Annotated in this window: 19 protein-coding genes; 7 read left to right on the top strand and 12 right to left on the bottom strand. The window is 73.3% G+C overall.

The window, feature by feature from the left end; translation table 11 throughout:
• Positions 1–68 precede the first annotated feature (68 nt).
• A complete protein-coding gene (locus ITJ44_RS13135) occupies positions 69–1,211 on the bottom strand; it encodes an aldo/keto reductase (protein ID WP_194635996.1) in 1,143 nt (380 codons plus the stop codon).
• A 409-nt stretch (positions 1,212–1,620) separates the two neighbouring features.
• Here ITJ44_RS13135 and ITJ44_RS13130 point away from each other — a divergent pair, with 409 nt between their 5' ends.
• Both ITJ44_RS13130 and ITJ44_RS13125 read left to right on the top strand, forming a co-directional pair.
• Positions 1,621–2,151, top strand: coding sequence for a YbhB/YbcL family Raf kinase inhibitor-like protein (locus tag ITJ44_RS13130; protein ID WP_194635995.1), 531 nt, complete (start codon positions 1,621–1,623; stop codon positions 2,149–2,151).
• 22 nt (positions 2,152–2,173) lie between these two features.
• The gene (locus ITJ44_RS13125; protein WP_194635994.1) at positions 2,174–2,542 is read left to right on the top strand and encodes a hypothetical protein; all 369 of its coding nucleotides are present in this window, start codon (positions 2,174–2,176) and stop codon (positions 2,540–2,542) included.
• A gap of 72 nt (positions 2,543–2,614) precedes the next feature.
• Here ITJ44_RS13125 and ITJ44_RS13120 read toward each other — a convergent pair whose 3' ends face one another.
• Together ITJ44_RS13120 and rpsO are read right to left on the bottom strand one after the other, a co-directional pair.
• A complete protein-coding gene (locus ITJ44_RS13120) occupies positions 2,615–4,888 on the bottom strand; it encodes a polyribonucleotide nucleotidyltransferase (protein ID WP_194635993.1) in 2,274 nt (757 codons plus the stop codon).
• 476 nt (positions 4,889–5,364) lie between these two features.
• Positions 5,365–5,634: a 30S ribosomal protein S15 gene (rpsO, locus tag ITJ44_RS13115; RefSeq protein WP_012038735.1), complete on the bottom strand. Its 270-nt coding sequence runs from the start codon at positions 5,632–5,634 to the stop codon at positions 5,365–5,367.
• 206 nt (positions 5,635–5,840) lie between these two features.
• Between rpsO and ITJ44_RS13110 the strand changes: the two genes are divergently transcribed.
• Positions 5,841–7,193 (top strand): MFS transporter, encoded by a 1,353-nt coding sequence (locus ITJ44_RS13110; RefSeq protein ID WP_370551699.1) that lies wholly within the window; start codon positions 5,841–5,843, stop codon positions 7,191–7,193.
• Positions 7,190–7,954: an HNH endonuclease family protein gene (locus tag ITJ44_RS13105; RefSeq protein WP_370551698.1), complete on the top strand. Its 765-nt coding sequence runs from the start codon at positions 7,190–7,192 to the stop codon at positions 7,952–7,954. The genes ITJ44_RS13110 and ITJ44_RS13105 overlap by 4 nt, the downstream gene beginning before the upstream one ends.
• Before the next feature lie 239 nt (positions 7,955–8,193).
• Here ITJ44_RS13105 and ITJ44_RS13100 read toward each other — a convergent pair whose 3' ends face one another.
• From ITJ44_RS13100 to ITJ44_RS13090, 3 genes are all read right to left on the bottom strand, one after another.
• The gene (locus tag ITJ44_RS13100; RefSeq protein ID WP_194635992.1) at positions 8,194–9,777 is read right to left on the bottom strand and encodes a DASS family sodium-coupled anion symporter; all 1,584 of its coding nucleotides are present in this window, start codon (positions 9,775–9,777) and stop codon (positions 8,194–8,196) included.
• 105 nt (positions 9,778–9,882) lie between these two features.
• Positions 9,883–12,159, bottom strand: a complete 2,277-nt coding sequence (locus tag ITJ44_RS13095; protein WP_194635991.1) for an AAA family ATPase — start codon at positions 12,157–12,159, stop codon at positions 9,883–9,885.
• A gap of 103 nt (positions 12,160–12,262) precedes the next feature.
• Positions 12,263–12,751 carry a VanZ family protein gene (locus ITJ44_RS13090; protein ID WP_194635990.1) on the bottom strand — a complete coding sequence of 163 codons (489 nt, stop codon included), beginning with the start codon at positions 12,749–12,751 and terminating at the stop codon, positions 12,263–12,265.
• A 243-nt stretch (positions 12,752–12,994) separates the two neighbouring features.
• Between ITJ44_RS13090 and ITJ44_RS13085 the strand changes: the two genes are divergently transcribed.
• Positions 12,995–14,257, top strand: a complete 1,263-nt coding sequence (locus tag ITJ44_RS13085; protein WP_194635989.1) for a cobalamin-independent methionine synthase II family protein — start codon at positions 12,995–12,997, stop codon at positions 14,255–14,257.
• A gap of 13 nt (positions 14,258–14,270) precedes the next feature.
• On the opposite strand, the gene ITJ44_RS13080 is transcribed toward ITJ44_RS13085, so the two are convergent.
• Positions 14,271–14,798, bottom strand: a complete 528-nt coding sequence (locus ITJ44_RS13080) for an adenine phosphoribosyltransferase (RefSeq protein ID WP_370551697.1) — start codon at positions 14,796–14,798, stop codon at positions 14,271–14,273.
• 124 nt (positions 14,799–14,922) lie between these two features.
• Here ITJ44_RS13080 and ITJ44_RS13075 point away from each other — a divergent pair, with 124 nt between their 5' ends.
• On the top strand, positions 14,923–15,654 hold the full coding sequence (locus ITJ44_RS13075) for a M50 family metallopeptidase (RefSeq protein WP_194635988.1): 732 nt from the start codon (positions 14,923–14,925) through the stop codon (positions 15,652–15,654).
• Between the two features lie 71 nt (positions 15,655–15,725).
• On the opposite strand, the gene ITJ44_RS13070 is transcribed toward ITJ44_RS13075, so the two are convergent.
• The 5 genes from ITJ44_RS13070 to ITJ44_RS13050 are packed head-to-tail and all read right to left on the bottom strand — an operon-like array spanning position 15,726 to position 19,307.
• A complete protein-coding gene (locus ITJ44_RS13070; protein ID WP_194635987.1) occupies positions 15,726–16,559 on the bottom strand; it encodes an aldo/keto reductase in 834 nt (277 codons plus the stop codon).
• A 22-nt stretch (positions 16,560–16,581) separates the two neighbouring features.
• Positions 16,582–17,196, bottom strand: a complete 615-nt coding sequence (locus ITJ44_RS13065; protein ID WP_194635986.1) for a signal peptidase II — start codon at positions 17,194–17,196, stop codon at positions 16,582–16,584.
• A 9-nt stretch (positions 17,197–17,205) separates the two neighbouring features.
• Positions 17,206–17,724 carry a hypothetical protein gene (locus ITJ44_RS13060; protein WP_194635985.1) on the bottom strand — a complete coding sequence of 173 codons (519 nt, stop codon included), beginning with the start codon at positions 17,722–17,724 and terminating at the stop codon, positions 17,206–17,208.
• Positions 17,725–17,784: 60 nt separating this feature from the next.
• Positions 17,785–18,351 carry a type 1 glutamine amidotransferase domain-containing protein gene (locus ITJ44_RS13055; RefSeq protein WP_194635984.1) on the bottom strand — a complete coding sequence of 189 codons (567 nt, stop codon included), beginning with the start codon at positions 18,349–18,351 and terminating at the stop codon, positions 17,785–17,787.
• Positions 18,352–18,404: 53 nt separating this feature from the next.
• Complete coding sequence (locus ITJ44_RS13050; RefSeq protein ID WP_194635983.1) at positions 18,405–19,307, bottom strand: SMP-30/gluconolactonase/LRE family protein; 903 nt, start codon at positions 19,305–19,307, stop codon at positions 18,405–18,407.
• A 251-nt stretch (positions 19,308–19,558) separates the two neighbouring features.
• On the opposite strand from ITJ44_RS13050, the gene ITJ44_RS13045 reads away from it, so the two are divergent.
• On the top strand, positions 19,559–20,116 hold the full coding sequence (locus ITJ44_RS13045; RefSeq protein ID WP_194635982.1) for a Dps family protein: 558 nt from the start codon (positions 19,559–19,561) through the stop codon (positions 20,114–20,116).
• The last annotated feature ends 73 nt before the right edge of the window (positions 20,117–20,189 follow it).

Raw genomic sequence — 20,189 nt, 5'->3', positions numbered from 1 at the left:
GATCACGCGCGTGACCCCCGCCTTCCACATGACGAGTTGGACCGGGCCGGGATGCGCTCTGGGGAGGACTACTCGGACGCGCGGTCGAGCCGGGCGACGTCGTGGCGCGAGAGCTGCACATGTGCCGCTTGGACCAGATCGTGGATCTGCTCCGGTCGGCTCGCGCTCGCGACGGGTGCGACGATCCCGGGCTTGGCGAGGAGCCACGCCAGGGCGATCGTGGCGACGCTCGTCGAGTGGTGGTCGGCGATCTCGTCGAGGGCGGTGAGCACGCGGAGGCCCCGACGGGTCAGGTACCTGGCGGCACGGGCACCGCGGGCGCCCTCCCGCACGGAGTCGCGGGTGCGGTACTTGCCCGTCAGGAACCCGTTCGCGAGAGCGAAGTAGGGCATCACCGCGAGCTGTTGACCGCGGACGACGTCGAGGTACTCCGACTCGAAGGGCGCGCGGTTGACGAGGTTGTAGTGCGTCTGCAGCGCGACGAAACGTGGTGCGTCGTACAGCCCGCCCATGATCCGCGCGTGCAGCAGCCGCTCGGCGGCGTAGTTCGACGCCGCGAGATGCCGGACCTTGCCCGACGCGATGAGGCGACCCGCGGCGGCGAGGCTCTCCTCGAGCGGCACGTCGAGGTCGTCCCAGTGGAAGTAGAGGAGGTCGATGAAGTCGGTGCCGAGCCGCGAGAGGCTGGCGTCCACGGCGCGCTCGATGCGGGACGCGCCGAGCCCGGGGAAGTCCTCGCTCTTGCCGATCTTGGTGGCGACGACCATCGAGTCGCGGTTGCGGCGCTCCCGCATCCACGAGCCGATCATGTGCTCGCTGCGGCCGCTCGCGTAGGAGTCGGCGGTGTCGATGAAGTTGCCGCCCGCCTCCTGGTACCGGTCGAGGATCGCGGCGGTGTCCTCCGGGCCCGCTGTCCAGCCGAAGACGTTGCCGCCGAGCGCGAGCGGGAACACACGGAGATCGGTGTCGCCGATGGCCCGTCGGCGGGCGGGCTGCGGGATGCTCCCGCCGGTGCGCAGGCCGGGTGCGGACGTCGACGCGGCCTCGAGGACGAGGGTGCCGGCCGCCTGGACGGCGGTCTCGACGAGGGATCCGGTCGGGGTCGCCGTGTCGACCGGTCGCGCGCGACGCGAGAGGAGCGATCCCCCGCGACGGGGCCGCGGCGGCGAACCGGGCGCGACGTCGGAGGCGGAGGGAGGGGACGTCGTCACACCCCTCAGAGTACCGTCCAGCAGGCGAAAGGTTTGCGTACCAAGGAAATGCGCGCACCGTCGTTCGCCCCCGGGACATCGGCCTCGTGCCGACTCGCGGAAGGCCGGTGGCGAGTCGGCATCGGCGCCGGAAGGGGTGCCGTGGATCCCCCGACCCCGGCACCCCTCGGCGGTCAGCATCCCCCGATGCGTCCCCCGGAGGCGGGCGGTCACATGGACCTGCCCGCGACCTCCACGCTAACGAGGTGCCCGCATCGAGACCCAGCCCCTCTTCGGGGGCCCTGCCCGGGCCCACGCGGCCGCATGCGCCGTCCGGCGGACTTCCCCGAGGCGCATGGCGGACGATTCCGGCCGCATCACGAGCCATCGTGCGAGGCTGGGGCGGTCAGCACCACCGAGAGGAACCCCCGTGCCCAACGACCCGCTGCACCGCCTGCCGGATGCCGCCCCCTTCCACCTCACCAGCCCCGACTTCGCCGACGGGGCACCGCTGCCCGGGTTCGCGCGCGGCGCGAGCCAGGGCGGCGAGGACCGCTCCCCCACCCTCACCTGGACGGGCGCGCCGGCCGCGACCCGCAGCTACGTCCTCACCGCCTACGACCCCGACGCGCCGACCGGCAGCGGGTTCTGGCACTGGGCGGTGCGCGGGATCCCGGCGTCCACCACCTCGCTGCCCGCCGGTGCGGGCGATCCGGAGGCGGGTCTCCTGCCGGCCGGCTCGGTGACGCTGCACAACGACGCGCGCGAGACCCGGTTCTACGGGGCGACGCCGCCCGCGGGCCACGGCACGCACCGTTACTTCTTCACCGTCACCGCGCTCGACGTGGAGTCGCTGGACATCCCGGAGGGCGCGACACCGGCGATCCTGGGCTTCCTGATGCTCCCGCACGTGATCGGGCGCGCACAGCTCGTCGGCACCGCGATCACCGTCGCGGACTGAGCGTCCGGATCGAGGCGACGACGTGACCCACGAGGGAGATCGACCGACGCCGGGCAAGGGCGATGACGCCCCGGCTCGGCGCCGGCGCCTCCGCCTGGTTCTCGCGGTCGTCGCCGCGATCCTCGTCATCGCCGGGGTCATCGCGGCGATCGCGCTGTCGCAGGGCGACGCCGAGCGGGTGGCGCCCGTCCCGACGACGGGCGAGCCGGGCACCACGCCCGGCGTCACGCCGTCATCGAGCCCGGCGCCGTCGTCGAGCCCGGCGCCGACGGATGAGCCGGCGCCGACGCCGGCACCCGGTCCGTCCGCGGATCCGACCCCGGCCCCGTCCCTCACGGAACCGCCCGTGCAGGACGTGCCGTACCCGACGGATCCGAACCACGGCAAGTAGCCCGCGCACGACGGATGCCCGCCCCACCGAGGTGGGACGGGCATCCGTGTCGTGCGGGTGCTGCGGCGGGGTCTAGCCCTCCGCGGGCGCCTCCGAGCCGTGGCTGGCGGCGTCGCGGCCCTCCTGATCGGCGGCCTCCTCCAGCACGGGAGCGAGCGACAGCTTGCCGCGGTCGTCGATCTTGGTGATCTCCACCAGGATCTTCTGGCCGACCCCGAGCACGTCCTCGACGTTCTCGACGCGCTTGCCGCCGGCGAGCTTGCGGACCTCGCTGATGTGCAGCAGGCCGTCCTTGCCGGGGAGCAGCGAGACGAACGCGCCGAACGTCGCGATCTTGACGACGGTGCCGAGGAAGGACTCGCCGACCTCGGGGTTCGTCGGGTTCGCGATGGCGTTGACCTGCGCACGCGCGGCCTCCGCCGACGGGCCGTCGACGGCGCCGATGTAGACGGTGCCGTCCTCCTCGATGGAGATGTCGGCGCCGGTCTCGTCCTGGATGGCGTTGATCGTCTTGCCCTTCGGGCCGATCAGCTCGCCGATCTTGTCGACGGGGATGTTGACCGAGATCACGCGGGGCGCGGTCGGGGCCATCTCGTCGGGGGCGTCGATGGCCTGGTTCAGCACGCCGAGGATGGCCGTGCGGGCCTCCTTCGCCTGCTTGAGCGCGCCGTCGAGGACCGACGTGGGGATGCCGTCGAGCTTCGTGTCCAGCTGGATGGCCGTGACGAACTCCGACGTGCCGGCGACCTTGAAGTCCATGTCGCCGAGCGCGTCCTCCGCACCGAGGATGTCGGTGAGGGCCGCGTAGCGGACCTGGCCGTCGACGGTGTCGGACACGAGGCCCATGGCGATGCCGGCGACGGGCGCGCGCAGCGGCACACCCGCGTTCAGCAGCGACAGGGTCGAGGCGCAGACGGAGCCCATCGACGTGGAGCCGTTGGACCCGAGGGCCTCGGACACCTGGCGGATCGCGTAGGGGAACTCCTCGCGGCTCGGCAGCACCGGCACGAGGGCGCGCTCGGCGAGGAAGCCGTGCCCGATCTCGCGACGCTTCGGCGACCCGACGCGACCGGTCTCACCGGTGGAGTAGGGCGGGAAGTTGTAGTGGTGCAGGTAGCGCTTCTTCGTGATGGGGCTCAGCGAGTCGATCTGCTGCTCCATCTTGAGCATGTTCAGCGTGGTGACGCCCAGGATCTGGGTCTCGCCGCGCTGGAAGATGGCCGACCCGTGGACGCGCGGGATGACCTGCACCTCGGCGTCGAGCGGGCGGATGTCGGCGAGGCCGCGACCGTCCATGCGGATGCCGTCGCGGAGGATCCGGCCGCGGACGACCGTCTTCGTGACGGACTTGTACGCCGCGGAGAACTCGGTGAGCGCCGACTGCGGCAGCTCGCCGGCCTCGACCTTGGCGGCCACGGCCTCCTTGGTGCGGGTCTTGAGGGCGTCGTCCGCGTCCTGGCGCTCGATCTTGTCGGCGGTCTGGTACACGGTGCCCAGCTCGTCGAGGGCGAGCGCGCTCACGGCGTCGTAGGTCTCCTGCGCGTACGGCAGGAAGACGGGGTAGTCGACCGTGGGCTTCGCGGCCTGCTGCGCGAGCGAGGCCTGCGCGGCGACGAGCTGGCGGATGAACGGCTTCGCGGCCTCGAGGCCCTGCGCGACGACGGCCTCGTCGGGCTTCGTGGCGCCGCCCTGGATGAGGTCCCAGGCACCCTCGGTGGCCTCGGCCTCGACCATCATGATCGCGACGTCCTCGTTGCCCGCGGAGTCGGTGACGACGCGGCCGGCGACGGTGATGTCGAAGACGGCCTCCTTGAGCTGCGAGTGCTTCGGGAAGACGACCCACTGGTCGCCGATGAGCGCGAGGCGCACACCCGCGATGGGGCCGGAGAACGGGATGCCCGAGAGCATGCTCGATGCGCTCGCCGCGTTGATGGCGAGGCTGTCGTAGAACTCGTCCGGCGCGATGCTGAGGACGGTGATGACGACCTGGACCTCGTTGCGGAGGCCGGTGATGAACGACGGGCGCAGCGGCCGGTCGATGAGGCGGCAGACGAGGATCGCCTCGGTGGAGGGGCGGCCCTCGCGGCGGAAGAACGAGCCGGGGATCTTGCCCGCGGCGTAGCTGCGCTCCTCGACGTCGATGGTCAGGGGGAAGAAGTCGAAGTTGTCCTTCGGGTGCTTGCCCACCGAGGTGGCGGACAGCAGCATGGTGTCCTCGTCGAGGTACGCGGCGACCGCGCCCTGCGCCTGCTGCGCGAGGCGGCCGGCCTCGAACCGGACCGTGCGCGTTCCGTACTTGCCGTTGTCGAGGACTGCCTCGGCGAACTTGATCTCTGGACCTTCCATTGAGGTCTCTCTCCTTCGTGTTGCGCCTCTCGGCGACGCCCGTCGGGCGCTCGTCCTGCATCCCGTGTGGATGCGGACCTCCTGCGACAGAGGAGGAGCGGGCGAGGCGACACCACGGCGCCCGCCTGATGCGGATCCCGGGTGCACGTGCGCGGCTGGTTCCGCTCGGCGGCCGGTGGCCGACGGCGGCGGGCGCATGTCTGGCCATCAGTGGGAATGCTCCGAGCGACTCGGAATACCACCACCAACGACCAGCTCCTGCCGGCCAGCTCCATCTGTCGTGATCGCATCGTGACGCTGGGCGTCCGCTGGATCACTTCGGCCATGGTAGCACCCGGCCCCTCGCGGGCCCCGGAGGGCGGGCGCGGGCGGGTGTCGGGAGGACGTCGCGCTCGTTAACGCGGAACGAGCCGCCACCCCGGAGGGTGGCGGCTCGTCCGTCCGCACGTGATGCGATCAGCGACGCGTGGTGCGTGTCAGCGGCGGATGCCCAGGCGCGCGATCAGGGCGCGGTAGCGCTCGATGTCGACGTTGGACAGGTAGCCGAGGAGACGACGACGCTGGCCGACCAGGAGGAGCAGGCCACGACGCGTGTGGTGGTCGTGCTTGTGCTCCTTGAGGTGCTCGGTGAGGCCCGTGATCCGCTTGGTGAGGAGCGCGATCTGCACCTCGGGGGATCCGGTGTCACCGGGGTGGGTCGCGTACTCGTCGATGATCGCCTTCTTGACGTCTGCTTCCAGAGCCATGTGATGATCCCCTCTCGTGTTCGTTGCGCGGCGCCCGTCACAGGATGTGCGAGCTCTCTTGATCCGCGGCCGTTCAGACGGCAACCGCACGAGCATACCAGAGGGGCAGGGCCGCCCCCGCGGGCGGACGGGAGCCTCGCGCGGGGGCGACGTCGGTGATCTCGGCTAGCGTGGAAAACCACCCGACAGAGACGACGCAGCGACACGTGAGCACCCCGCCCGAGACCTCCCCCATCCCGATCCCCGACGAGCGGCAGGTGCGTGGCAGCCACTTCGTCGACCTGACGCCGCTGAAGGAGAGCCCCGCGTTCGCGCGGCTCTGGGCCGGCAACGCGATCGCGGGGATCGGCAGCCAGATGACCGTGGTGGCGATCGGGCTGCACGTGTACGAGCTGACGGGATCCACCGGCTCGGTCGCGCTCGTGGGCGTGCTGTCGCTCCTGCCGATGATCGTCGCGGGGCTCTACGGCGGCATGCTCGCCGACGCGTTCGACCGTCGGAAGGTCGCGCTCATCGCGTCGTGCGTGGCCTGGGGGTCGACCATCCTGCTGGCGGCGCTCGCGTGGACCCACGCGGAGACGGTGTGGTCGCTCTACGCGCTGAGCATCCTCAACGCGGTCGCGGCGACGGTGATCGGGACCAGCCGGCAGGCGATCCTCCCCCGCATCCTGCCGCCGCACCTCCTGCCCGCGGCCAGCGCGCTCGGCGGGATCAGCCTGGGCGTCATGGTCACGGTGGGACCGGCGCTCGCGGGCGTGCTCGTGGCGTCGGTCGGGTTCCAGTGGACCTACACGGTCGACGCCGTGCTCTTCCTCGCCGCGTTCACGGGCGTGCTCGCGCTGCCGCGGATCGCGCCGGAGGGCGAGGTGCAGCGGCCAGGGCTGGCATCCATCAGGTACGGGCTGGGCTTCCTCCGGACGGCGCCGAACATCCGGATGTCGTTCATCGTCGACATCATCGCCATGACGCTCGGGCAGCCGCGCGTGCTGTTCCCCGCGGTCGGCGCCGTGGTGCTGGGCGGCGGGCCGGTGACCGTCGGGATCCTCACGGCGGCGGGCGCCGTGGGCAGCCTGGTGAGCAGCGTGCTGAGCGGATCCGTGGGGCGGGTCACGCGCCACGGCCGGGCGATCCGCTGGGCCATCGTCGCGTACGGCCTCTCCACCGCGGGCTTCGGCCTCGTGCTCCTGCTCGCGTCGCGGCCGGGCGTGCTGCACGGCATCGGGTCGCGGATCGAGGACGCGAGCGTCCCGGGCATCGTCGCGGCCTCCGTGCTGCTCGCGCTCACGGGCGCGGCCGACAACATCTCCTCGATCTTCCGCAACACGATGCTGCAGACCGCGGTGCCCGACAACATGCGCGGGCGGCTGCAGGGCATCTTCATCGTCGTGGTGACCGGCGGGCCACGGCTCGGCGACGCGTACATCGGCATCGTCACGCTGTTCGCGGCGCTGTGGGTGCCGTCGCTCGTGGGCGGCTTGCTGATCGCGGTGCTGGTGTGGACCCTGATCCGGGCGCTGCCGTCGTTCGAGCGCTACGACTCCCGGAACCCGACCCCGTGACGCGGCGACGCCGACGGCGGACGCCCGTGCTCGTGACGCTGGCGGCCCTCGCCATCGTGATCGTCGCGGCGGTCGCGCAATGGCGGGGGGACCCGGGCACGGATCCCGCGGGCACGGGCGGCGGATCCGCGACGGGGCTCGGCTCGGAGCCGGGCGCGACCGGATCCGCGCGCCTCGCCCTGGACGGGCTCGAGGTGCGGACGGAGGAGAGCGTGGCCGGCTACGACCGCGAGTCCTTCGCGTGGCGCACGGACGTCGACCGCAACGGCTGCGACACCCGCGATGACGTGCTCCGGCGGGACCTCGCGGATGCGGAGATCCGCGGCGGGACGCGCGGCTGCGTCGTGCAGGCCGGCGTGCTGGAGGACCCGTACTCGGGCGTGCGCGTGGCGTTCGACCGGTCGCGGGATCCCGAGGCGGTGCAGATCGACCACGTGGTGTCGCTGTCGGACGCGTGGTCGTCCGGTGCGTGGCGCTGGGACGCCGACTACCGCGTGGCGTTCGCGAACGACCCGCTGGAGCTGGTCGCCGCCTCGGCCGCCGAGAACAACGCGAAGTCGGACGCGACGGCCGACGCGTGGCTGCCGGAGGACCCGGGCGACGCGTGCGCGCTCGTCGCGCGGCAGGTGTCGGTCAAGGTGCGCACGGAGCTCAGCGTGACGCGCGCCGAGCACGACGCGATGGCGCGCGTGCTCGACGGGTGCGGCGACGTGCCGCTCCTCACGTCCGACGACGTGGGCTGGCCGGCGCCCGCACGCTGAACGCGCCCGGCGGCGCCCAGGCAGCCGTCACCTTCGCGCCCCAACCGATCGTGCGCTCGGTCCGAAGACACTGCAATGCGCCGGACCACCAGAGACGCGATGCACAACGGGTCCGGATGTCATGGGGAGAGCGGTCGCACGGACAGCGCATGGAGAGGGGTCTCGGCACTGGGACCACGACCGCAGGGCCGGCCCGTCATCGGGTCGGCCCATCTCCCTGCCCTCGGGCGATCGGGCGGTCAGGCCAGGAGGCCGAGCACGCCCATCCACGCGGTGCCGACGACACCCCAGATCACGATGAGCACCACCGCCATCGCGAAGCCGACGCGGAACCACTCCGTGGTCGTGACGTAGCCGGATCCGAAGACCACGCCCGACGGCCCCGACGCGTAGTGCGAGATGCCGCCGAAGAGGTTGCCGATGAAACCGAGCACGAGCGCGGCGAACAGCGGCGGCGTACCGGTCGCGACCGCGGCGCCGAGGAAGACCGCGTACATCGCGACGATGTGCGCCGTGTTCGACGCGAACAGGTAGTGCGAGAAGAAGTACACGAGCGCGAGCACCGCGAAGGCCCACGGCCAGGGCAGCCCGCCGACGGATCCGGAGACGGCCCCGCCCACCAGGTCGATGACACCGAGCGCGTCGAGCTGGTCGGCCATGCCCACGAGCACGGCGAAGAAGATGAGCGTCGACCAGGCCGACGCGTTCGCGGCCAGGTGCGACCACTTGAGGACGCCCGTGACGAGCAGCACCGCGATGCCGCCGAAGGCCGCGGCGGTGGCGGGGATGCCGAGCAGGGATCCGCCGCACCAGAGCACGAGCAGCAGGACGAACGTCGCGGCCATGATGCGCTCGTGGCCCGACAGCGGGCCGAGGCCGCGCAGCTCCGCGCGCGCGTGGGCCGGTGCCTCGGGCGTGCGGGTGAGGGTCGGCGGGTAGACGCGCGCCATCGCCCACGGGACGACCACCAGGCTGAGGAGCCCGGGGACGAGGGCCGCGAGCGCCCAGCCGCCCCAGGTGATCTCGATGCCGAGGTCGGCCGCGGCCTTCTGTGCGACGGGATTGCCCGCCATCGCCGTGACGAACATGGCGGAGGTGACCGTGTTGACCTGCACGCTCGTGAGCGCGAGGTAGGAGCCGAGGCGGCGGCGCGACGCGTCCGAATCGGGCGTGGATCCCTGCACGCGGCTGAGCGACGCCACGATCGGGTACACGACGCCGCCCGCCCGCGCGGTGTTCGACGGCGTCGCGGGCGCCAGCACCAGGTCGGTGAGGGCCATGCCGTACGCGAGGCCGAGGCTGGATCCGCCCAGCCGCGAGACGAAGACCAGCGCGATGCGGCGGCCGAGGCCCGTGACGAGGAAGCCGTCCGCGATGAAGAACGACGCGACGATGAGCCAGATGGTGGGGTTCGCGAAGCCGACGAGCGCCTCGCCGTCGGTGGTCATGGTGCCGGTGAGCATGGCGACCGCGAGGCCGACCAGCGCGACGGGCGCGGTGGGCAGCGGCTGCAGGATCAGGGCGAGGACGGTGCCGACGAAGATGCCGGCCATGTGCATGCCGCGCGGGTCGACGCCGGCGGGCGGCGGGACGAGCGCGATGCCGACCGCGACGGCGACGATGACGACGACCTGGATGACGCGCGAGCGGCGGCCGCGGCGGGCGCGGCGGGCGGCCGCGGCGTCGGGCTCGTGCGCGGCGGCGACCGACGCGACCCCGTCAGGCGCCGGGTCCGCCTCATCCCGCGACGCTCCTCCCGGGCCGGGATCCGTCCCGGTGCCGGGTGCGGACGAGGGGCCGGAGGATGCAGGAGGAGGGGTCATGACCGGCCCATCCTCCGCGCGTGCGGAGCCGCGTGCCACTTGTCTTCATAGTGTTCACGCGAGCGCCGCGCGCCGGCCCACGATGCGCCGGGCGGGCACCGCGGATCAGGCGGAGAAGCCGGTCGACGTGACGATGTGCAGGCGCTGCGTCGGCCGCGTCATCGCGACGTAGAGGCCCGCCGCCCCGCGCGACGTGTGCGCGAGGATCTCGTCGGGCTCGGCGATGACGACGACGTCGAACTCGAGGCCCTTCGCCTCCTGCGACCCGAGCACCGCGATGGGCCGGCCGAGGCCGCCGACGCCGATGCCGACCGCGGATCCGAAGCGCTCGGCGAGCGCGCCGTGCAGCTCCTCGACGCGGTCGTCGCGGGCGATGACGGCGAGCGTGCCCCGGTCGCCGCCCTCGCGCTCCTCGTCGACCACGTCGACGACCGCGGACACGACCTCGTCGGCGTCCACCTCGACCGTGTCGATGGGGTGGTCGCCCTCGCGGACGGCGCGCGAGCGGGTGACCGGGAGGCCGTGCGCGATGGCCATGCGCTCCGCGGCCTCGGCGATCCGGGCGGGCGTGCGGTAGTTGACGGTGAGCTCCTCGAGGCGCCACTCACGCCCGAGCACGGGACCGAGCGCGTCCTGCCAGCTGCCGACGCCGACGGCGGAGCTCGCCTGCGCCACGTCGCCCACGATGGTGAAGGAACGCAGGGGGCAGCGACGCAGGAGCACGCGCCACTGCATGGGCGAGAGCTCCTGCGCCTCGTCGACGACGATGTGGCCGTAGGTCCAGGTGCGGTCGGACGCGGCGCGCTCGGCGGTCGTGCGTCGCGCGGCCTGCTCCGCGAAGCCCTCGGCGAGGCGCTCGGCCGTGACCATGCCGCCGACGCCCATGTTCTCGATGGCCTGCTCGGCGTTCTCGATGTCGCGGAGGCGCTGCTGCTCGCGCTCGCGGGCGCTCGCGTCGGCCTGCGCGCTGAACTCGCCGAGGAGCTCCGCGGCCTCGTCGAGGAGCGGCACGTCGGCGATCGTGAACGGCGCGTCGCGGTCGCGGCGGAGGAGCGCGCGCTTCTCGGGGCTCCAGCGCGGCGTGAGCGAGGCGAGCCAGTTCGGCCGCGCGTAGAGGTCCTGGATCAGCTTCTCCGGGGTGAGCGGCAGCCACGCGGTGTTGAGCGCGACCTTCACGTCGTAGGAGGTGCGGAGGTCCTCGCGCAGCATCGCGAGGTCGCTGTCGTCGAGCGCGCTGCCGTTGCGGCGCATCTGCGACGCGAGGACCTGCGCGAGGGATCCGAGCGCGGCCTTGTTGAAGACGACCCGCGCCTCGTTGTGCGGCTTCCTGCTGTCCTGCGCCCGGCGGAGCGCGCCGGCGACGAGCGACGGCTCGAGCACGATGCGCTCGCCGTTGACGTCGAGCGTGACGGCCTCGGTGGGGACGACCTGGCGCGAGCGGACGGCGCGCTGCAGGAGGCCCGCCATCTCGGATCCGCCCTTGACGGCCGCGACCTCGGGCGCGTCCTCCCCGGCGGCGTCGATGCCCGGGTACAGCTGGCCGACGCTCGCGAGCACGACGCCCGTCTCCCCGAGGGACGGCAGCACGGCCTCGATGTACTGGAGGAAGGAGCGGCTGGGGCCGACGACGAGGACGCCCGAGGACGCGAGCCGGTCGCGGTGGGAGTAGAGGAGGTACGCCGCGCGGTGCAGCGCGACCGCGGTCTTGCCCGTGCCGGGGCCGCCCTGCACGACGAGCACGCCGCGGAGGTCGGATCGGATGATGCGGTCCTGCTCGGCCTGGATGGTGGCGACGATGTCGTTCATCCGGCCGGTGCGGCCGGCGCCGAGCGCCGCGAGCAGCGCGCCCTCGCCCTGGAGGCTGGTGCGGCCCTCGTCGAGCAGCGTCGGGTCGAAGACCTCGTCCTCGACGTGCACGACCTCGCGGCCGTGCGTCGTGAGGTGCCGGCGCGCGCGGGCGCCGAGCGGGGTGGCGGCCGTGGCCTGGTAGAACGCGCTCGCCTGGGGCACGCGCCAGTCGAGGAGCAGCGGCTGGAGGTCGTCGTCGCGGAGGCCGATGCGGCCGATGTACCGGTAGACGGGATCCCCGTCGCCGGCGGCCCGCGCCGGGGATCCGTCGCGCGGCTCGTCCTCCGGCAGGTGCCCGTCCTCGAACTCGAGGCGGCCGAAGACGAGGCGCTCGTCGACCTCGCGGAGCGCCTGCAGCCGGTCCTCGTAGATGCGGGCGAACGCGTCGCGCTCGGAGCGGTTCTGGTGCGTGCCGCCCGTGGGGCTGTCGCGCACCGCCGTCAGCTGATCGCGGGTCTCCGCTCGCACCGCGTCGAGTCGCCCGTAGAGGCGGGTGACGTACGCCCGCTCGCGCTCCAGCTCCGTACCGGTCACCTGCACACCCCTTGGAATCCGGCGTCAATCCTATCGAGCCGAGGGGGCTCCGCCTGACCGCGCCCGGGGCCGGCGAGGGCTCCCCCGCGAGGCCCGCGCGGGGTCAGCGCCGCGTGCCGACCAGGCGCTGCGGGCCCGTCGCCGCCGGCCGCGGGCGCTGGCGGAGGGCACGGCGGCGGGCGTTCTCGGAGCGAGCCGTGAGGATCAGGACGACCACGACGCCGATGAGGGCGCCGAGGCCGTTGTGCACCACGTCGCGGACGTCGGAGACGCGCGTCGGGAGGAACGCCTGCGCGGTCTCGATGAGCGCCGAGAGGCCGACGCCGAGCGCGATGGCGAGCCACCAGCGTGACCGGCCGAGGAGCAGCACGAGGAACATGCCCACGGGCAGGAACATCGCGACGTTCGCGGCGCCCTCCACGAAGGAGTAGGTGATCCACGACGTGCCGTCGTGCCGGTGCAGCGCGCGGAGGGCGCGGAAGAGGTAGCCGTCGATGCGGCGGTCGTAGGGCTCCGGCGACAGCGTGATCCACGCGACGAGGCCGAGGTACAGGCCCGTGGCGGTTCCGAGGACGGGGTGGCGGAGGAGCATCCGTCCATCATCCGGGCTCGCCCCTGTGCGGCGGATCCGCCGGAGGTGCCGGTTCCGTGACGCCCTGTTGCGCCTCGCCCGTCCTCGGGGATGACCCGGTGGGACCATGTGCGTGCAGCGCACCCCGCGAAGCCTCGCGTCCCCTCCGCATCCGCGGCCGGACACCGCCTGCGATCAGTTCCCGCTCGCCGCGGGCGGTCGTGCCAGGCCGCCCGACGGCACGAGAGACCCGCGGAGGTCCCCATGCTCGACAGCACCGACGGAATCCAGACGTCCCACGCCGGCAGCCTGCCGCGGACGGACGCGCTCATCGCCGCCAACGCGGCGCGCGCCGACCGCAGGAAGGCCGTCCTCGTCGGCGCGGGCGACGCCTCGTCCGCGCCGGCCCCGGCCCCGGCGGACGACGGCCTCGACGCCGTGCTCGCCGACGCGGTCGACGGCCTCGTCGCCCGCCAGCGCGAGGTCGGGATCACCGTGCCCGGCGACGGCGAGTACGGCAAGGCCATGTCGAGCGCGATCGACTACGGCGCCTGGTGGTCGTACTCGTTCCAGCGCCTCAGCGGGCTCGAGCTCGTGCCGGGCGGCCCGTTCTCCTCGGAGCCCGTGCGCAGCTCGCCCGGGGACGTGCGGCTGACGACCTTCCCCGACCGCCGCGACTGGACGATCTTCGCCGACGCGTACCGGGATCCCGCGAGCGGCATCACGGTGGGCGACGCGCCCATCGAGTTCCCGAGCGCCACCGGCCCGGTCTCCTACACGGGCCATGCGGCCATCCAGGCCGACATCGCGCACCTGAAGCACGGGCTCGCCGCGAACGGGTACGAGGAGGGCTTCCTCACCTCCCTCTCCCCCGGCAGCGCCTCGCGCATCGGCAACCTGCACTACGCGACCGAGGAGGAGTTCATCTGGGCGTGCGCCGACGCGATGCGCGAGGAGTACGTGGCGATCATCGACGCCGGGCTCGTGCTGCAGATCGACGACCCGTCCATCGCGGAGAACTGGGACCAGATCAACCCGGAGCCGAGCGTCGCGGACTACGTGGCGTTCACGCGGATCCGCGTGGAGGCGCTCAACCACGCGCTGCGCGGGCTGCCGCAGGAGCGGATCCGCTTCCACCTCTGCTGGGGCTCGTGGCACGGGCCCCACACGACCGACATCGAGTTCCGCCACATCGTGCGGACGATGCTCGACATCGACGCGGGCGCGTACTCGTTCGAGGGCGCGAACGCCCGGCACGAGCACGAGTGGCGCGTGTGGGAGGACGTGGAGCTGCCCGACGGGAAGCTCATCGTGCCGGGCGTGGTCGGGCACGCGACCAACGTGGTCGAGCACCCGGAGCTGGTGGCCGACCGCATCGAGCGCTACGCGCGGCTCGTGGGCCGGGAGCGCGTGATCGCGTCGACCGACTGCGGGCTGGGCGGACGGATCCACCCGCAGATCGCGTGGGCGAAGCTGGAGAGCCTGGCGCAGGGCGCGGAGATCGCGACCCGGCGGCTCTGGCGCTGATGCAGCGGGTGGGTCAGAGCGAGAGGATCGCGTGCACGTCGTGGCCGCCGAGGCGCGCCCGACCGCCGAGGTCCGCGAGCTCGAGCACGACGCCGATGCCGGCGACCTCGTAGCCGGCGCGCTCCAGCAGCCGGGCGGCGGCCTCCAGGGTGCCGCCGGTGGCGAGGACGTCGTCGAGCAGCAGCACGCGGGATCCCGGCATCAGCTGGCCCGGGTGCAGCTCGATGGCCGCCTCGCCGTACTCGAGCGCGTAGGTCTCGCGGAGCACCTCGCCGGGGAGCTTGCCGGCCTTGCGGACCGCGAGCGTGCCGACGCCGGACGCGTAGGCGGCGGCCGCGGCGAGGAGGAAGCCGCGCGCCTCGACGCCCGCGACGGCGTCCACCGGACCGCCGGCGGCGACGAGGTCGTCGACCACGGCGCGGAGCGCGGTCCCGTCGGCGAGCACGGGCGTGAGGTCCCGGAAGAGGATCCCGGGCTGCGGGAAGTCGGGGACGGTGAGCAGCAGGGAGCGGACGAGGTCGGAGACGGGGGTGTCGGGCACCCGACAACGGTAGTCGCTGGGCGGGCGGCGGCGGTCCGCCAGGCGGATGTGGTGGGCTGGGCGCTCCCGCCCGATGCTCTGCATCGCCCGACGCCCGCATCCCCCGCCGACCCGAGGAGCGCCCATGGACCCCGTCGAGATCGTCCGCGACGTCGTCGCGCGCGCGACCGCCGTGGAGGCGCCGCTGGCTACGGGACCGGCGCTCGTCGCCGTCGCGCTGGCCGCGGCGCTCGTGCTGGTGCCCGCGGCGTGGCGCCTCACGCGCCACGCCGTGACGATCGTGCACGAGGGCGGCCACGGGCTCGCGGCGACGCTGAGCGGGCGACGGCTCGCGGGGATCCGGCTGCACTCGGACACCTCGGGCCTCACGGTGAGCGTCGGCCGGCCGCGCGGGCCGGGCATGGTCGTGACGCTGCTCGCCGGCTACCCGGCTCCCGCACTCGCGGGCCTCGGCGCCGCGTGGCTCGCGGGATCCGGGCGCTCGGCCGCCGTCCTGTGGCTGTGGCTGCTGCTGCTCGCGCTCGTCGTGATCCAGGTGCGCAACTGGTTCGGGCTGTGGTCGTGCCTCGTCGCCGGGGTCGTGGTCGGCGTCGTCGCCGGGATCGCGCCGATCGTCGTGCAGGGCGTCGCCGCGCACGCGCTCGCGCTGTTCCTGCTGCTCGGTGCGCTCCGGGCGACGCTGGAGCTGCAGCGGGCCCGTTCGCGGCGCGGCGGCGAGGCGTCGGACGCCGACCAGCTCGGGCGGCTGACGCACCTGCCGGGGATCCTGTGGGTCGGCGCGCTCGTCGTCGTCGCGGCCGCCTGCCTCGTCGCCGGCGTCGCGCTGCTCGGCATCCCGGCGCTCCTCGGGCGCTGACCCGCCCCGCACACGCCGCGGCCGCCGCGCCCCGGAGGGACGCGACGGCCGAGCACGCCAGAACGGGCGGGCTACATCTCCTCGTGCGTGTCCGGGTCGCCGTCCCAGAGGCGCGACTGCGGGCCGGAGCCGATCGCGCGCACCTCCTCCTCGGTGAGCTCGAAGCCGAAGACGTCGAGGTTCTGGCGCTGGCGCTCGAGATCCGTCGACCGCGGGATCGGCAGCGCGCCCGACTGCACGTGCCAGCGCAGCACGGCCTGCGTCGGCGTGACGCCGTGCGCCTCGGCGGCGGCCACCACGTGCGGGTCCTGCATGAGCCGCTCGCGCGTGCCGAGCGGGGACCAGCTCTCGGTCACGATGCCGTGCTCGGCGTGGAACGCGCGGAGCTCGCCTTGCGCGAACGTCGGGTGCAGCTCCACCTGGTTGACGACGGGCAGCACGCCCGTCTCGTCCCGCAGCCGCGTGAGGTGCGCGGGCGTGAAGTTCGAGACGCCGATCGAGCGGACGAGGCCGCGCTCCTTCAGCTCGACGAACGCGCGCCAGCTGTCGACGTACCGGTCGACGCTCGGGTTCGGCCAGTGGATGAGGTACAGGTCCACGTAGTCGACGCCGAGCGACGCGCGCGACTCCTCGAAGGACGCGAGCGTCTCCTCGTAGCCGTGGTGGCGGCCGGGCAGCTTGGTGGTGAGGAAGAGCTCCTCGCGCGGGACGCCGGAGCGGCGCATCCCGTCGCCCACCGCCGTCTCGTTGCCGTAGTTGAGGGCCGTGTCGAGGAGGCGGTAGCCGGCGCCGATCGCGCCGGACACGAGCTCGGCGCCCGCGTCGTCGTCCAACCCGTAGGTGCCGAGGCCGATGGCGGGGATGCGGTTCCCGTCGGACAGTTCGAGTGCGGGGATCGTGGTCATCCCCTCACGCTACGCCGGGGCGTCAGGCGCGGTCGGTGGGCGCGGATCCGGTGTCCGCGGGCGAGGCGGCGGCCGCGTCGGCCGCCTCCTCGTCGGCGTCCGCGTCCCGCGCGTCGGCCGCGTGGTCGCGCCCGAACACGGTCGTGAGCGCCCACGCGATCATGCCGCAGACCGTGAGGATGTCGGCCACGTTGAAGACCGCGAACCACTCGACGGCGATGAAGTCGACGACGTGCCCGGACAGCGGACCGTCCTCGGCGCGCGTGATCCGGTCGAGGAGGTTGCCGAGAGCGCCCGCGAGCACGGCCGAGAGCAGCAGCACCTGGAGGAGCGAGGCGCGGTGGCGGATCTGCCAGCCGACCCACACGGCGAGGCCGAGCGACAGCGCCATGATCCCGACGGTGAGCAGCGGGCCCACGTCGGCGCCCATGCCGAACGAGACGCCCGGGTTGTAGACGAGCGCGAAGCGCGCGGTGGGGAAGAGCGGGATGGTCTCGCCGCCGCCGAGCGCGTCGACCGCCCAGCGCTTGCTGAGCTGGTCGAGGACGAGGCCCACGATGACCACGACGACCGCGAGCGCCACGACGACGGGGCGGGAGGTGCGGGGACGGCGTGCGGCGGCGGGAGCGGTGGTCACGCGACGAGCCTAGGCGGTGGGCGCGGCCGGATCCTCCGGGGTGACGTCGACGACGGGCGCGGTCGCGGCGCGGTCGCGGATCCGGGTGGCGGCCTCGCGGGGGAAGGTGCTGCGGACGAGGTGGCGCGTGCCGTCGGCGGCCTCGATGGCGACCGCCGGGCCTGCGTCGAGCAGGATCGCCGCGCCGCCGCCCGGGAGCGACCGGACGCCGAGGCCGCCGACGGTGCGCGGGCGGAGGTGGTCGACCACCGTGCAGTCCGCGATGGCGGAGTACGGGATGCGGATGCGCCTCAGCGGCACGAGCGCCACCTCGACCGCGTCCGGGTCGAGCGTGATCCGGATCCGCAGCGAGCCGACGATCGCGCCCGCCGCGACGAGCAGCACCGCGACGACGACGCCGAGCGCGGCGCCCCCGGTGGCGACGAGGACCACGAGGCCCGCCACCGCGAGCGCGAGCCCGGCGATGCGGACGGCGCGCGGGGCGGGCGTGGTCTGGCGGAAGCGCGCATCGGGTGAGGGCGTGGTCACGCCCTCACCCTAGGTGCGCGGCGGTCCGCCCGGGTCGGGCGTACGGGCGGGCCGGACGGGTCAGGCGTGCTGCTCGTCGTGCTCGCCCTCGGCGATCTCCTCGATCAGCTTCGCGTTGAACGCGGGCAGGTCGTCGGGGTTGCGGCTCGTGACGAAGCCGCTGTCGACCACGACTTCCTCGTCGACCCACTCGGCGCCCGCGTTGCGGAGGTCGGTGGCGAGCGTCGGGTACGAGGTCATGCGGCGGCCGTCGACCACGCCGGCCTCGATGAGGATCCACGGCGCGTGGCAGATGGACGCGACGGGCTTGCCCGCCGTGAAGAAGGCCTTGGCGAAGGCGACCGAGTCGGCGTCGACGCGGAGGTCGTCCGCGTTCACGACGCCGCCGGGCAGCACGAGGCCGTCGTAGTCGGCAGCGTCCGCGTCCGTGACCTGCACGTCCACGTCGAACGTGTCGGCCTTGTCGATGTGGTCGAGGCCCTGCACCGTGTCCGACTTCGGGGACACGAGGACGGGCTTCCCTCCGGCCTCCTGCACGGCCTTCCACGGCTCCGTCAGCTCGACCTGCTCGAAGCCGTCCGTCAGCAGGAAGGCCACCGTGCGGCCCTGGATGCTCTCTCCGGTCATGTGCGTTCCTCCTCGTGAGAGTGTCGCCGCCCGGTCGGGCGGCCCCCTCGACGCTACGCTCGCCAGGCGTCGTCGACCACGGTGCGGAAGACGTTCACGGGTCGCCCGGAGACGGCGGTGTCGATCGCGAAGACGCCGCCGGAGAGCGGGTGCTCCTCGAGCTGATCCTCCGTGAGGTTCTCCCGCGCGGTGCCGATGACGAGGGTGCGGAGGTCCGGTCCTGCGAAGGCGACGGACGTGACGTTCGGCGCCGGCACCTCGATCTCGAGGTCCTTCGTGCCGTCGGGCGCCCAGCGGATCACCTTGCCGCCGCCGTAGATCCCGTTCCACGCGTAGCCGTCGACGTCGAGGGTGAGGCCGTCGCTCATCTCGCCGTGGATCCAGTGCTCGAGCTCGCCGAGCTCGCCGTCGGCGGAGTAGGGCGCGCGGTACACGGCCTGCTGCCCGGTGTCGGCGAGCACCATGGTGCGGCCGTCGTCGGTCCACTCGAAGCCGTTGGTGACGGCGAAGCCGCCGAGGAGCGTGCGGAGGGTGCCGGATCCGTCGATCGAGTAGACGGCCGCGTCCGGCTCGCCGTCGGTGACGTCCATGGATCCGATGACGAAGCGGCCGGCGGGATCGACCTTGCCCTCGTTCATGCGGATGCCGCCGTGCGCGTGCCTCACCCGGGCGAGCTCGCGCGTGATCCGGCCGTCCCGGTCGACGAGCACGATGCGGTCGCCGAGCCCCGCGACGTAGCCGCCGTCGTCGGCCGGCTGGAAGGACGCGAGCGGCGGCGGGAGCTCGAGGACGGTGTCGTCGGATCCGTCGACCGCGCCGGTCCACGGGCTCCGGTGCAGGGTGCCCGCGGTGATGTCGTTCCACATCACGTCGCCCGCGGGATCCCACCACAGGCTCTCGACGAGGATCGCGCGGGCGTCGCGCAGGACGCGGAGGTCGGACGTGATGGCGCTCATGGACCCAGCCAAGCACCGGGAGCGCGGGGCGTCCGCGGAGCGAATGGCGCGGGGCGACGCGGGGCGACGCTGGGCGCACACTGTGAGCGCCCTCATCGTTCGTGCGAACAGGATCCAGCGGGCGTACCGTCGAAGCGAGGCCGGATGACGTGCGCGAGCGCGCCCGGCCCGCGGGCAGGATCCCACCGGACGCCGCCCCGCACGGATCGGGAACCCCCGACCCCACGGACGAACAGAACGAGGAGTCGCACATGACCACGACCGTCGACCGCCCCACCAGCGCATCCGAGAAGGCCACGCAGGCCGAGGGCTCGAAGAAGACCAAGCGCCAGAACGCCGAGCGCGGCTTCCCGGCGAGCCAGCAGCTGCACGAGAACATGCAGAAGGTGCTCGTCGACCTCATCGAGCTGCACATCCAGGGCAAGCAGGCCCACTGGAACGTCGTCGGCGCGAACTTCCGCGACCTGCACCTCCAGCTCGACGAGATCATCGACTCGGCGCGCGAGTTCAGCGACGACCTGGCCGAGCGCATGCGCGCCCTGCACGCCACCCCGGACGGCCGCAGCGACACCGTCGCCGAGAACACGACCCTCCCCGAGTACCCGCAGGGCGAGGTCGACACGGCCGAGACCGTCGACCTCGTGACCCAGCGCCTCGAGGCCGCCGTGCACACCATGCGCGAGGTCCACGACGACGTCGACGAGGAGGACCCGACCACCGCGGACCTGCTCCACGGCTTCATCACCGCGCTCGAGCAGTACGCGTGGATGGTCTCCGCGGAGAACCGCCGCGTCGGATCCGCGAAGTAGCTCCAGCACGATCCCGAGGGCCGCACCACCCGGTGCGGCCCTCGTCGCGTCCCCGGACGCGGCGCATCCCACC

This window comes from Clavibacter sp. VKM Ac-2873 (assembly GCF_015351075.1).
Taxonomy (GTDB): Bacteria; Actinomycetota; Actinomycetes; order Actinomycetales; family Microbacteriaceae; genus Clavibacter.
Note: the sequence above shows the minus strand (reverse complement) of the source record. Positions and strands in the feature narration are given on the sequence as shown.

Coding starts and splice junctions, on each gene's coding strand:
- ITJ44_RS13055 (WP_194635984.1), bottom strand. CDS start 18,351: ATGACCGGAGAGAGCATCCAGGGCCGCACGGTGGCCTTCCTGCTGACG.
- ITJ44_RS13085 (WP_194635989.1), top strand. CDS start 12,995: ATGCTCGACAGCACCGACGGAATCCAGACGTCCCACGCCGGCAGCCTG.
- ITJ44_RS13100 (WP_194635992.1), bottom strand. CDS start 9,777: ATGACCCCTCCTCCTGCATCCTCCGGCCCCTCGTCCGCACCCGGCACC.
- ITJ44_RS13050 (WP_194635983.1), bottom strand. CDS start 19,307: ATGAGCGCCATCACGTCCGACCTCCGCGTCCTGCGCGACGCCCGCGCG.
- ITJ44_RS13075 (WP_194635988.1), top strand. CDS start 14,923: ATGGACCCCGTCGAGATCGTCCGCGACGTCGTCGCGCGCGCGACCGCC.
- ITJ44_RS13070 (WP_194635987.1), bottom strand. CDS start 16,559: ATGACCACGATCCCCGCACTCGAACTGTCCGACGGGAACCGCATCCCC.
- ITJ44_RS13090 (WP_194635990.1), bottom strand. CDS start 12,751: ATGCTCCTCCGCCACCCCGTCCTCGGAACCGCCACGGGCCTGTACCTC.
- ITJ44_RS13120 (WP_194635993.1), bottom strand. CDS start 4,888: ATGGAAGGTCCAGAGATCAAGTTCGCCGAGGCAGTCCTCGACAACGGC.
- ITJ44_RS13045 (WP_194635982.1), top strand. CDS start 19,559: ATGACCACGACCGTCGACCGCCCCACCAGCGCATCCGAGAAGGCCACG.
- rpsO (WP_012038735.1), bottom strand. CDS start 5,634: ATGGCTCTGGAAGCAGACGTCAAGAAGGCGATCATCGACGAGTACGCG.